This window comes from Bacteroides sp. D2 (assembly GCF_025147085.1).
GTDB lineage: Bacteria > Bacteroidota > Bacteroidia > Bacteroidales > Bacteroidaceae > Bacteroides.
The window spans coordinates 1,920,600-1,935,146 of the sequence record NZ_CP102261.1 but is presented as its reverse complement, the minus strand read 5'-3'; the positions used below and the strand labels follow the sequence as shown (position 1 = coordinate 1,935,146).

Here is a 14,547-nt window from a genome sequence, read left to right as displayed (position 1 = left end):
CTCTTATTTATTTATGCTTACTTTCGACAATTTTAACCACCCCGAATTCAATATATCACCTTTTGCGGCAATATCCAGCCCTATGAGTTCTTTATTACTCCGGTCAACTAAGCCCACAGCCCAAACATAAGTACCTTTCTCAACTTTGGACATATTAGGTTTAAATACATATTCGGTGGGACTCCCTTTTATCCACTTGGATAAATCTGTATTCATATCTACAAATGTGTATCGCACTTCATTCGTTTCAGAATCAAGCAAAGCAAAAGCTACTTTATATTTTTGATTCCATTGCGGAATATTAGTAGGACAATACCCCCATCCCAGATTGTTCCAGCAATGTTTAATAGTCGGAGTTGCTTTTTCAGAAACTTCTAACGGCAAAGATATTTCACTAGGATAGAGCCTATACCCGCCTTCCCGAAGGAATCGACGCACTAAATCAAAAGCATCTTTAAACCAAGACTCTGTATCGCCAAAACGAAAGTCCATCATATTGACATGTGCCTCTTTGCTGTCGTCAAACTCACCGCGTCTTACGTCCTCGTCTGAATTCTTGCGATATCCTCTAGGATCCTGCCAATAACTATGTGATTTGACAATCCAACCACCTTCCATAATAATGGGGCATATATTACGGTATTTTTTTGCAAACCTACGCTCCCAACTGCCATAATAGGTTGTCATACCAAATGCATCATGGCGTAATGAATATCCTTTCTTGATTGCTTTTTCCAACATTTCTTCACTGTCAGCAGCAAAATGTTCATCATCTACCCAATCTTTTCCTGCACCAATCCATCTATGGTAGTTAATTACCACTGGAACTTTATCAAAAGCTTGAGAGTATATATCTGTAACCCAATCGAAAACTGCTTTCTTTGGGGTATCATCACCTGTCGAATAAATCATTGTATGATATTCCCCCCATTTCCCAAGCCCAAATCCATCTATAAATTCAACCCTCGAAGGATTATTGAAATCTGCAGCTAAGGCTTTAACAAATTTAGTATAGTACTTCTGAAAAACAGGATCGTCAGAATAAGGTGACCATTTACCTTTATTCATAAACCCTTTTGCACCGGCATCTTTTACAAATTGAGGAGTAAATTCTGTTCTCTTGTCACGACTATCAACAACAACACGAAATGCCAAACGCATATTTCGCTGATAAGCTCCTTCAATATATGCTCTTAAATTAGAATCAATTTTCCAACCATATACATCTTCCTGTGGATTAAAATCTGTCCAGCTAGCACGAATATAAAGCGTATGAGCATAATCTGTCACGCTAACATTGTGTCCCAGTTCAGGAATATATATATGGTCATACTGTGCCCAAAAATCCGCAGCATCCACTCCCATACTTGCATAGAGCACCCATCCTGTAAGTGGGTTATGGAGAATACGCATAGAATCAGGTTGAATAGTAACTATACTATTCTCTGATAGTTCCTTATCTAATGAAATGGCTGAATTCTCGTCTCCAAAAGCGGGAGATAAAAGGAATACAAACAGACAGAGAGACACAATTACCCTATAATAACTAATCTTTCTTACAACCATACTACTAATTGATTTTTAAAGAGTGCTATATCATTGTTCTCTTTATCCATATAAAAATCACAAGATTGATATAGCACTCTTAATTTTATCCTGTTTGATTATCTCTTATCAAAGAATACTGTCAGTTCTTTAATATTTAATTCTATGTAATTAACTCCTACAGGTACACTAAAGAATGCATAGCGATTGTTAGCTTGACCTCCGACTACAGTCTGCTTTTGATTGTAGTCACTCTCTGCAATATCAAGACAACCATCATAAGATCCTCTGATGGCATCTGCTGTTGAGCCAAAGGTATAGCAACCGGCACTTTGCGGTCCAACTTTAAAATTCAATCCACCCGGATGTGCATTTCCATCTTTATCTTTAATGGAATTCTTTCTGGGTAACTCCTCCCCTTTGTATATAAACAAATAAGGATTTGCCAAACTAGGTGCCATAGAATGAGCCATCGTGAATCCTGTATCACCAGTGCCATCTTTAGCCCATCCATCGTATGGTCCCCAAATAAAGACTCTTTCAATAGTAGTAGTCACCGTATTATTGTTCCATGTCCACGTAACAACCATTGGTTTAGGATCTGTTTCGGGGGAGTAAATGGTAATTTTCTTAGTATTTATATTAATCACAATACGATAAACACCTGCAGTCTTAATATTCCAATGATAAGCAAGTGCAGCTGCTTCCGGGCTCATTGTTGAGATATTCATTGCTGTACCATCGGTAAAATCTCCCGATTCTTCCGGAGCAATAGCCATATCTTTCTGTCCATTAAACAAGATTGGGAAATAAATAGTACCTTCTTGCAGTTCTGCGTGGAACGCATATTGATTTTCATCCTCTATAGTGCGAGTCATCTCTACATCTTCACTAACACAAGTTCCAGCAATATAAATCTTATCAGCTTCTATAAAATTGCTAGCCAAACCTATAGTAACGGTACGTGCTTCAAAATCTACCACTACACGATACTGTCCATCTTCAGGAATAACCCAATATCCAGCATTATCTATCCCCTTAATTTTAGCTTCCATTGCTCCATCAGTAACCTGTTGTTCTGCAGCAACTGGTGAAATGGCATTAATCTTATTTTCATCTTTCCAAACAATCGGGAAGTGAAGATTACCTGCCTTCAAGTCACAAATGGAAACATAACGCTTTGGTTGACTTTCCATTGGCAAGATTTCAATATCTTCGCCATTAACAGCTGTTCCTGACATATAAAGATGATCTGCAACAAAAGTCTTTTCAGAATACATCTTTACTTTTATAGTAACTGTAGAAACTTCTGGTTTTACAAACTTAGGTCCTTCTACAGAACCGATAATACGGGCTTGTAACTTTACTAAATCACCTGGATGCTGTTTCCACTTTGACACCAATAAATTCTGCAATTCTTTATGAGTATAACTTTTAGAAAAATCATCATCAATATACTCTCTTATCATTGTGTTTGTTCCAAAACTGTTATTTCCCAGATCCATTTTATAAAGATAGGAAATGTAATAGTCAGTGCCTATTGGAGCAGCTTCCGTCCAGTTTAACGTCAATGCAACCTCATCCGGAGTATCTTCTTTAAGTTCTATTTCATAATCAGAAGGAGTAAGAACTAAACTTGTACGATCATCGAGCAAATTAGTAGCATCGTCATCATCATTGCATGCTACCATGAAACACGAAGCAAGTGTCAGGAAGAAGAACCGTAAAAGGTTCTTCTTAAATATATATCCGTTTTTCATATCTATATTCAATATATTAATATTATAACTATTTATTGGTTCCCGACCGTCCAATCAGGAGTTTGTACCAAATTCCAATTCTTATCAATATCATCCTGTGGAATAGGCCACCAATAACTTATAAACTTACGTGTCTGATATACAGTACGAGTATAATATTTATTTCTATAGTCTGCATCGGATACTTTAATATAAGCATTCATACCATAAAAATCACCGTCCAATACATTCTCGGCTAATTTCCAGCGACGCAGATCATTGAAACGAAGTCCAGATTCACAATTTAATTCCACGCGCCTTTCCTGACGAATTAACTCACGCATTTCTACAGGATCTGATGGAGCTGTTATCTTTCCTTCTTCAGATGAAACACTATATTCGGGAATACCCGCACGCTCACGAATCAAATTGACATATCTCAAAATCTCTTTTTGATTAGCAGTATAAGTCCCCTTCTCAATGCTATATTCATTTAACGCCTCAGCATAACTTAAATATACCTCTGCTAAACGACATAATGCACCATGGCGATTCTTGTAATCTCCACTGCCTTCTTTAGGGTTTGCAGATGGGTCCACCCTCTTACGTACCAGATAACCACTCCATGGAGCGTCATGAGAAGGACCACCATCTTTACCATCCATATAAAAATCAGTATTTCTCTTACCACCAATATGCCATTGTTCATTATGTAATACTGAAATGTAAAAACGAGGTTCCCGGTCACAATACATTTTATATGTATTGGCATCTACAACTACATTTTCATCTTTATTACGATCTCCTTCCGAGGAACCATACTGCCATTTTGTAGAATAAGTCTCTTTTTGCGTACTAAAACCTGCCTCTGAATAATTAGCATCAGGGTTAATTTTAGGAGAACCATCCGAATTATAGCCTACAATAGGTCTTTGACCGTTTCTCATAAAAAAAGCATCAACCAAAGATTGAGTTATTCCGATCGCTCCCACTCCATTAATACCCAAACCGCGCGGGATACAGTTTTTATCATACCATCCACCAGAATCCATTGTACGGACAAACAGTAATTCTCTATTGGCTTCATTCCATCTCTTCATGACTGCATTCTGATAAGAAAGAAAAGGATCAATATCACCGTTATCCAAATATTCATAATGCAAATGATATCCTGCCGCTTCTGCTTCATCTATAACCAACTTACAAGCATCCACTGCCCTTTTCCAACGTTCCGGATCATGTGCAGAATTAAAAATAGGAGTTCCATCGATATTTTTTATATTCGCCAATGCGGGATTACCATTCACCAAATCACTTGCAGCAAACAATAACATACGTGCACGCATTGCCAAGCATCCAACAGAAGTCACACGGCCATATTTCTTATCTTCAGTTTGAGTTGCAGGCAATTGTTTAGAAGCTTCTAACATTTCTTGATCTGCCCAATCAATTACATTATAAAACGGCTCTTGTTTCAACATCAGATCATCAGCCGAAGTACTTTCACTAGCCTCGCGAATAATAGGAACTGAACCATAAGCTATAGCCATCATAGAATTATAATAAGCTATAAAGAAACGGCATTCAGCTTTCATAAAGTCTACTTCTTCAGCCGGTACAGCCTCCAATGGGTGAGCATGTTTAATAAACAAATAAGCAGAACGGATATATTTTGGATAAGTATTCCAATAAGTAATTACCCCGGGATTGTCTGCTGTCCAGTTACCTTTTTGATATTGAATGGCTTTAAATCCTTGCGCTTCCCAACCAACCGAAGGAATCAGTTCATCAGCTATGGCATCGGGACCATCATAAGTATAATATTCAGGTAGGCCGCGATAAATATATGCCAGCCAACGTTCCATATTCTTTTTATTCTCAAATACTGATTCTAAGTCCAACTGGTCATCTGGTTGCTTATCCAGATAATCAGAACAAGAAGAAAAAGCAAATGTCGTAATAATACTTAGTACTATAAATTTTAATATGCTATTTTTCATATGCGCTATTATTAGAATTTAATTTCAAAACCTGCAGATAACGATTTCATAATTGGGTACGCAGCCCCTGTAGTATTTTCGACTTCCGGATCCCACAAATCAAATTTTGAGAATGTCAAAAGATTTGTTCCTCTCACGAAAAGACGAATGCCTGATATAACTGTAGTATTTCTCCACAAACTCTTTGGTAAAGAGTAACCGAGTTCAATGTTTTTTAAACGTAAGAAACTCATATTCCGCAGCCACCATGTAGATGGTTGGTTATTATTACTATTTATACCATCATCCAAACGCGGATAAAATACATTCTGACTTGGGTTGTCTACAGTCCAACGATCATTTGCATTAGTAAACATATTGCCTGTTACTCCTCTATTAGCACCCGGAATAATACTTGATCCTAATATATTCCAACTACGACCTATCCCTTGAAAGAGAGCCCCAAAATCTAAATTCTTATATTTCATATTCAGTCCAAAGCCATATACTATCTCCGGATCTTTTGTTCCTCCAATTGGAGATTTATCAAATACGTCCACTTTACCATCACCATTGACATCCCTGTATCTGATATCTCCCGGACGTAATTTACTTACAAAACTTTGAGTCGGAATTCCTTTTTTCAGTTTACCTGTACTTACATCTTCAAAATCGTCTTCTGTAAATAAACCTTCTGCTATATAGCCAGTTAATTGTCCTACCGGATGTCCTGTTTCAGCACGGTTAGTACCAACTACTGCACTAGGTTCATCCTTTTCTGTTATTTCATTATGAGCATAGGTAAATGTCCCCATTAAGCTGACAAATAAGTCTTTGCCAAACTGTTTATTAACATTTAAAGAAACCTCTACACCCTGATTAGTCACTTTTCCAAAATTCTTCCAAGGCTGCTTCATAAATCCAGCTGTCATCGGAACAGACTCACGTGGCATAAATATATCTTTACGACGTTCATCGAAATAATCTAATTGCAAATCAATCATACCATTTAGGAAGCCTAGCTCAACCCCCAAATTCATCTTATTAACAATCTCCCATGTCAAATCTTGTACTGCAAACTCACCTTCAGCCATACCAGTCAAGCCATAGCTGCTATCCAATCCCCATTTATACATGTTTAATGTATCATAGTCATCGGTAATTGTAGAAAGGTATGCAAATCGGCGTCCACCTAAATTAGCATTACCTACCTGACCATAAGACGCACGTAATTTCAATTTAGATATGACCTTACGCAATGGTTGCATAAATGCCTCTTCCGATACAATCCAACCAATTGCTCCTGAAGGGAAAAAGCCATAACGTTTGCCTTTGGCAAAATTTTCAGAACCATTATAGCCAAAATTAAATTCACCTACATATTTGCCTGCATAGGTATAAGACGCACGTCCTGCCAACCCTTGATTACGGTATGGCAACTTACTTCCATCATCATAATTACGACGATTAAACAATAGCATTGCAGCAACGGAATGTTTATCAGCGAATGTACGGTCATAAGACAAAGTAGCCTCCATATATACACTCTTATTTCCATAGTCACCGCTTTTTGAATAATCCAAGAAATTAGTGCCATTGGATTTTGATGCTATAATCAAGTTACCTTCATCATCACGTCCTGTAGCAGGTACATAGTAATCTGGCGTCTTTCCACGGGAAACAGTACCCGAAGAAAACCTGTCAAATGAGAATGTTCCTTTTACTTTCAATCCGGGAAGGAAGAATTTCAAATCTTGTTCTACCGAAAACAGTGTTTCAATCTTACTGTCACTTCTTCTTTTATATCCACTTTGAGTAGCCCATGCCCAAACGTTTGGCTCCTCTGTTGTCGGTATTTGACCACTGGAATACTGTGCAGGAAAAGCATGAGGAACAGCAACGAACGCTTTCTGGAAAATCTGAGATATATCTTTCGTTGTAGAATTTCTATCTTGCAAATATCCACCAATATTAAAACGTAATTGCGTAGTAGGACTCAATTTCAAATCCACATTAGAACGCACGTTATAACGCTGCAATTTAATAGTAGGATCCCAATCATAGCTTTTATCACGTTTCAAAATACCACGTTCATTATACGCAGCAGCAACAAAAGAATAACGTAATGTCTCTGTACCACCAGAAATATTTACTGTTACACGCTGATTCGAAGCATAATCATTTGCAATTGCATCCATCCAATTCACGTCTGGATATAAATCAGGATCATAACCTGCACGAGTTTTTGCAATACGATCCGTATACTTAGCTTGTTGCCCTGTATCTATCAAAATATCATCCAAGACCTGCATATAATCTGCTGCGCCTAAATACTCAGGAAGTTTAACTGGTTGTGTAGCTGCAAATTCAGCCTTTACAGTCACACGAGGTTTGCCAACTTGTCCACGTTTCGTATTAATTAAAATAACACCATTAGCTCCTCGTACTCCATAAACAGCACTCGCAGCAGCATCTTTCAATACTGAAAAAGATTCTATCTCTTCAGGATCAATATTATTCAAATCACGTTCTATACCATCAATCAAAACCAATGGGTTTTGTCCAGCATCCTGGAATGTACTAATACCACGAATCCAGAAAGAAGAGTTATCATATCCCGGTTCACCAGAACGTTGCACAGCTAATACACCGGCAACTGTACCAGCCAGATTATTACTTATTGAACGAGTTGTAGAAACTTTTAACTTAGCAGGTTCAATCGTCGTGATAGAACCAACAACAGACTCTTTCTTTTGTGCGCCATAGGCCACTACTACAACCTCATCTAATTGACCAACATCTTCTACCATTTGTACATTAACAACCTTCCGGTTATTAACCACCTCTTCTTTAGGAACAAAACCAATATAACGGAAAGAAAGCACAGACTTTCTTTCAGGAACAGTAATACTATAATTACCATTCATGTCTGTCAATGCATGTACTGTAGAATCATTTTTCAGAATGATTGTTACACCAATCAAAGGCTCACCTTTTTCATCTGAAACGTTACCTGTTACCTTAATACCCTTTTGTTGTGTAGTTTGCTGTATTTTAGGAGCATCCGGTACAGAAATAGTGATTTGTCTTCCCGACATCTTATAATTCAGTCCTATCTCTGAGAACAACTCTTTTAATACAGCATCTATTTTCTTATTGGAAACTGAAATGGAGACTTTATTATTCAGATTTTTCTGAACATTGGCAGAGTAAATAAAAATATACTTACTATGTTTTTCGATATAATCTAAGATATCTTTAACTGTAGCATTCTCATACTGTACTGAGAATAGATCTTCTTCGGAATTCCAACTAATAGAATTAGTACCGAATGAAGAAAATGGAATCATAAAAAAGACGTTTATAATGCAAAAAAGCTTAAGTCTTTTCTTTAAGTGTAAAAAAATAGTTTTCTTTACCATAAAAATTTCTTTTTAGGTTAACAATTTTGGATTTATTGATTTAACTAAGGAATTACTATCGGGTAAATACGGCAATATTTATCCGATTTTTTTGTGTCATTATGGTTGTCTGTTCTTCATAGGCAAACATGTTTAAAAGATTAATTAAAAAAATTATTTATTTAAATATATACTAGTATCACTTTTTTCGATCGTGAATGGCAGGGTTTGCTGAATGCATTCAATCACTTCATCTATATCATCTTTCAAATCTAATTTCCCATACACTTTTTCTTTACCAATAATTGGATCACATTGAATAGGTATGCCATAATAAATGCTTAACCTTTGAATAATTTGCGACAAATCATTACCGTTCAATAGCATTATTCCCTCTACCCAACTAATATATTCTGCTACATCGACCTGCTTTTGATAAGCAATTGTACCATTAGCTATATTCAACAAATCATTAGGATTCAAACGTGCTTTCTTTTCATTCTTATCGGTAACTTCTACCGCACCCTCTACCAATACAATATTAGTTGCCCCTCCTTTATAATTCGAAATATTAAATTTCGTACCTAACACCTGCAGTTTAAAATCATCAGACTCCACTATAAAAGGATGCTTCTTATCATGTGCAACTTCCAGAAAAACCTCTCCTTGAGCATAAATTTTACGAATATCCCCTTCAAAACGACGAGGATAAATCACTTTTGATTGAGAATTAACTATCAATCGAGTCCCATCAGACAACTCAACTCTCGCCCTTTTTCCAGCAGGAACAAGCAATTGGTTATATTCTTGCTCTTCTTTAATTTTTTCTTCTTTCTCCTTTATTACTTGCGAATTAACAGCAACCTTTCCTTCTTTTGAATACTTAATGAAAGCATTTTCATCTAAATTAAGCTGCTCTTTGGAAGTAATAAGAGTCACTTCCTGAACAGAACGGCTATCCATTTCTTCGGCAATAGCCTGAAAGTCTAAATTAGTAGTCCCATTTTGACTCAAAAAATAAATTGTAGAAAAACAAATCAAGAAAGAAGCTGCAATAGAAGCTGAAGCAACTAAGAAGTATTTCTTCCTGCGCTTCATAGCATCTTTTCGCATCTTTTGTCGAGTCCTCTCTACAATATAAGATGGATCAATCTTTTCCTGCGTACAATTTTCCCAAAAGAATCTCAATCTCTCACCATCAGGCATAGAAGTAAAATCATCCTCAATTTTTTGTTGAGAATTCAATTTACTAAACAAATCTGCGAGACGATGGTATTCTTTCAAGCTCATAATCCTTTTTTAATGTTGTTCTATAGATAAAGACGCAACTAAAGAAAAAATCTCCTAGTCAAAAATATTTTTTTTTCATTTTTCTTAGAGAATAAATAGAAGCAGTTAGTTATACAAGAAGCAAAATACTAATAAACAGAGAGTTAAAAGGATTAGTTCTTACGAGATTTTATATTCAATCTTTTAGAAATTTCATCTAACGCAAAAGCAATATGGTTATTGATAGTCTTCACAGATATATTCAACATTTCTGCAATGTCTTTATAGGGCAGACCATCTATTTTTGCTAAGAAAAAGACATGTTTACACTTGGGAGGAAGTTGTTGAATAGCATCATTAATTTTAGCCATTTCTTCCATACTAATCATCTCTTCGGCTGGAGACTGAACCGGCTCAAAAGTAAAATCTTCGATATCATCAAATGACAATTCATACTTTCCAGTCTCCTTCCTCAAAAAAGAAATCGCTTTTCGATAGGTTATTGTCTGGATCCAAGCATTCATATTGCCAATTTCAGCCAGACTTTTTCTATTTTTCCAAACTTCAAAAAAAACATCACTCACAATCTCTTCAGCCGACTCTTTTTGACCAAGTAACGCAAATGTATAGTGATATAAACGCGAAGAATAATGCTCCATAAAACGGTTGAAAGCAATTTCATCACCGTCTACTATTCTACTTATTTCATTATTCTCAAGTTTCACAGAAGTATTTATAGATTATTTTCAATTAACAAAATTGAGCCAAATATAGCAGTATCATACCAAATATAAAAATAAAACACCACAAAAAGGAATTAAAAGTTATCAATTATAGAAAAGTGGCTATAATAAGAACATTACCATTTAACTATAAAAGTCTCTTACTTAAATAACGTACAGGATACCATACAGAGAGAAAACCAACTGCTAAAACTGTGATAAAAATTAGTACGATATCCCAAGCGTGAACACTGACAGGATAGGCGTCTACAACAAAAGTACCACCACCGCCTCCCAATGAAATTATACCGAATTTCTGTTGGATAAAACATAGGATTAATCCTAAAACAATACCGGAAATAGCACCGAAAAGAGAAATTAAACGACCTTCAAAAAGGAATATCCGAGAAATAAGTTTATCGCTGGCTCCAAGACTTCGCAAAGTCACTACATCGTCTTTCTTATCCAGAATTAGCATAGAAAGGGAACCAATTACATTGAAACAGGCTATCATTAAGATAAAAGTGAGAAACAAATAAGAGATTAATTTCTCTATCTCCATAATACGGAAAACATCTGCCTGCTGCTGATAACGGTTTTGAACTACAAAATCATCACCTAATATATTTTCAATTTTGGATTGTACAGATGAAATATTTACATTAGTTTTCAATTTCAATTCCATCGCAGAGACTTCTGTTGTATAATCCAGAAGCTCACGGAGGAAATCGAGAGAAGTCAAAATATATTTCCCGTCATATTCTTGCTGATTCACAACAAATACGACACCCGGAGAATACAGGTAATCACGATTAAAAGAAGCTCCGGGATTTGCCATGTTCACTTTGGCATTCCGCTTGGGTAGATAAACCTGAAGAGGATCAACAAATTCCAAACCTGTACCCAAAGTCGCAACCAGTTCCACTCCCATGACCCCGTAGTTCACAATAGAGTCATGAAGAACAAATTCACCTGCGCCATAGAGTATACTGTCTATAGCAGTCAGTTCTTCAAAGTTATCCTCCACACCTTTCAATACAACCATAGCTTGCCGATCCTTGTATTGCACCATTGCATTTTCTTCAAGTGTTTCTGTAAACACCTCCACTTCAGGAAGTGCACAAACAGCGCGAATCCGTTTATCCTGCGCATCAAAGACTTTTCCTTCACGAACTGTTATTTTCAATTGCGGGTCAAAAGCCGTAAAAAAGCTAGCGACCATATCCTGAAAACCATTAAAAACGGAAAGAGTGCAAACCAAAGCAAGTGTAGCAAGGGCTACCCCACATACGGAAATACCGGATATGATATTAATAGCGTTATGCTTTTTTTTTGAGAAAAGATAACGCCTGGCTATATAAAAAGGGAAGTTCACCTCTGCAATGAGTTATTTCACTTCAGCAATGAATCTATTTTCTCAATATAATCCAATGAATCATCCACGAAGAATTTCAGTTCAGGAATGATACGTAGCTGGTGACGTACACGAGTCCCAAGCTCATAACGAATGGATTTCATATTGTTATTGATATTTTTCACCATCTCTTCTGCTTTCTCTGAAGGAAAAACACTGAGGTAGACACGGGCAATACTCATATCAGGACTAATGCGAACTGCGCTAACAGAGACCAATGTACCCGGCATGGACTTTGTTTGAAGCAGGAATATCTCACTTAGCTCTTTCTGCAACAGGCGAGATATCTTATTCTGTCTGGTTGTTTCCATAAGTTATTTACTGTTTTACGATTTACTACTTACTATTTTCTTCCTTATGATCGTTAATCCGTCACGCAAAGGAAGTATTACTTTTTCCACTCGCACATCTTGTGCTACCAAATCATTAAAGGCTTTAATACCAATTGTTTGAGCGTCCGTATTACGAGGCTGTTCAAGCACATGTCCGTCCCACAAAGTATTATCAGCAATGATATATCCGCCTTCGGAAAGATACGCCAATGTCATCTCGTAGTATTCAATATACTTACGTTTATCGCCATCAATAAAAGCCATATCAAAAGTAACACCTAAACGCGGAACAAGTTCTAAAGCATCACCTATATAAAAACGAATTTTATCGGCAAACGGTGATTTCTCCAACCATGGACGGGTAAAGTCCTCTTGTTCATCATTGATCTCAAACGTATGCAACAGTCCACCTTCCGGCAGACCTTCCGCCAAACAAAGGGCAGAATAGCCGCTATACGTTCCGATTTCCAATATCTGACGAGGCTGAATCATTTCTACAAACATCTTCAGCATCCGTCCCTGCAAATGCCCGGAAGCCATACGAGGACGAAGGAGCTTTACATGCGTATCCCGATAGAGCGATTTCAAGTAATCGCTCTCGGGATCAATATGCTGCAAAATATATTCGTCTATCGATTCGGTTTCCTGCATAAAACTTACCTCTTTAAAAATTAAAGATAACGGTTGTTGTTAGGTAATACAGTCTCCTCTGCATGCTTCAAAGCATCTTCCACTACATTAATTTCGAGGAATGAGGTCTTTGTTCCTGCCTTACCACTACTCAAATATCCTACCATATCGGAAGGCTGCAAACGGCCTTCTTTCAACAGACGGCGCAATGCCGCAAAGTAATATTGCTGTCCGTTAGCCAATTCCGGCATATAGATAGCTTCCACACCATAAGACAAAGCCAAATGACGCATTGTCTTTTCTTTATAGCAGATAGCCAGCACTGGATACTTTCCACGGAAAGCAGCCAGGTTACGAGCAGTGCGTCCGCTATAACTATCAGTGATAATAGCACGTATTTTTAGCTTAGAAGTAGCTTTTACTGCTTGTTTAGCAAGGAACGCCGTAACATCATTACTATTCTCATCTAACGGAATACGGATATCATTTTCTTCCAGTTTATCTTTTTCTGCCTGAGCCGCAACTTTAGTCATTGTTTTCACCGCTTCTACCGGATACTTACCATAAGCGGTTTCTCCGCTCAACATCAAAGCATCTGTACGATAGTAGATTGCATTGGCAATATCAGTCACTTCCGCACGAGTCGGACGAGGATTATTTATCATTGTATGGAGCATTTGAGTAGCAACGATTACCGGCTTCTTTGCCAGAATACACTTGCGAATCAATACACGCTGGATTCCCGGAATACGTTCTTGAGGCACTTCGATACCCAAGTCACCACGGGCAACCATTACGCCATCTGCCACTTCCAGAATTTCATCGATATTATCCACCCCTTCCTGATTCTCAATCTTAGCAATAATCTTAATATCACTATTATGTGCATCCAGAATTTCACGTATGTCAAGTACATCCTGACGGTTGCGCACGAAAGAGTGAGCGATAAAATCAATATCCTTTTCGATAGCATAAAGAATATTGTTACGGTCTTTTTCCGTTAATGAAGGAAGATTGATGCGAACACCCGGGACATTTACGCTTTTACGGCTTCCCAAAGTAGCATCGTTCTTAACTTCACACAGCAAATAACCATCCGTCTTATCAATAACTTCCAGTTCCAGATCGCCATCATCAATCAGAATCGTACCACCGATATTCAGGTCAGACACAAAGTTCGGATATGAAACAGCAATACATTCACGAGTTGTTTCCAAATCCGGATTACCTACAATCTTTACTTTCTCTCCTATTTTATATGGAATCGGCTCTGCATTAGCCGTCGTACGAACTTCCGGACCTTTTGTATCCATCAAAATCGCAATACGGTTGGACACAGCACGTACATTTGCAATCAAAGCTTCAAAACCTTCACGGCTAGCATGCGCTGTATTCATACGCACTACATTCATCCCAGCTTCAAACAACTGTTTTATAAAATCCACATCACAACGTCTATCCGAGATGGAAGCCACAATCTTAGTCTGTTTCAATAACATAGTCTTTCTACCTATTA

10 protein-coding genes are annotated in these 14,547 nt (G+C 37.3%); all 10 read right to left on the bottom strand.

Annotated features, from left to right (window positions below; translation table 11 throughout):
• Positions 1–3 precede the first annotated feature (3 nt).
• Positions 4–1,566, bottom strand: a complete 1,563-nt coding sequence (locus NQ505_RS06540; protein WP_009001073.1) for a hypothetical protein — start codon at positions 1,564–1,566, stop codon at positions 4–6.
• Positions 1,567–1,664: 98 nt separating this feature from the next.
• On the bottom strand, positions 1,665–3,305 hold the full coding sequence (locus NQ505_RS06535; protein ID WP_009001074.1) for a SusE domain-containing protein: 1,641 nt from the start codon (positions 3,303–3,305) through the stop codon (positions 1,665–1,667).
• Positions 3,306–3,337: 32 nt separating this feature from the next.
• On the bottom strand, positions 3,338–5,284 hold the full coding sequence (locus NQ505_RS06530; RefSeq protein WP_009001075.1) for a RagB/SusD family nutrient uptake outer membrane protein: 1,947 nt from the start codon (positions 5,282–5,284) through the stop codon (positions 3,338–3,340).
• 11 nt (positions 5,285–5,295) lie between these two features.
• Complete coding sequence (locus NQ505_RS06525; protein ID WP_009001076.1) at positions 5,296–8,685, bottom strand: TonB-dependent receptor; 3,390 nt, start codon at positions 8,683–8,685, stop codon at positions 5,296–5,298.
• Between the two features lie 153 nt (positions 8,686–8,838).
• Positions 8,839–9,954: a FecR family protein gene (locus NQ505_RS06520; protein ID WP_009001077.1), complete on the bottom strand. Its 1,116-nt coding sequence runs from the start codon at positions 9,952–9,954 to the stop codon at positions 8,839–8,841.
• A gap of 152 nt (positions 9,955–10,106) precedes the next feature.
• A complete protein-coding gene (locus tag NQ505_RS06515; RefSeq protein WP_009001078.1) occupies positions 10,107–10,658 on the bottom strand; it encodes an RNA polymerase sigma factor in 552 nt (183 codons plus the stop codon).
• Between the two features lie 145 nt (positions 10,659–10,803).
• Positions 10,804–12,030 (bottom strand): FtsX-like permease family protein, encoded by a 1,227-nt coding sequence (locus NQ505_RS06510; protein ID WP_009001079.1) that lies wholly within the window; start codon positions 12,028–12,030, stop codon positions 10,804–10,806.
• A gap of 17 nt (positions 12,031–12,047) precedes the next feature.
• A complete protein-coding gene (gene rbfA / locus NQ505_RS06505) occupies positions 12,048–12,380 on the bottom strand; it encodes a 30S ribosome-binding factor RbfA (protein ID WP_004296522.1) in 333 nt (110 codons plus the stop codon).
• Between the two features lie 15 nt (positions 12,381–12,395).
• On the bottom strand, positions 12,396–13,052 hold the full coding sequence (locus NQ505_RS06500) for an O-methyltransferase (RefSeq protein ID WP_004311173.1): 657 nt from the start codon (positions 13,050–13,052) through the stop codon (positions 12,396–12,398).
• A gap of 20 nt (positions 13,053–13,072) precedes the next feature.
• Positions 13,073–14,530, bottom strand: a complete 1,458-nt coding sequence (gene pyk / locus NQ505_RS06495; protein WP_004311172.1) for a pyruvate kinase — start codon at positions 14,528–14,530, stop codon at positions 13,073–13,075.
• Positions 14,531–14,547 lie beyond the last annotated feature (17 nt).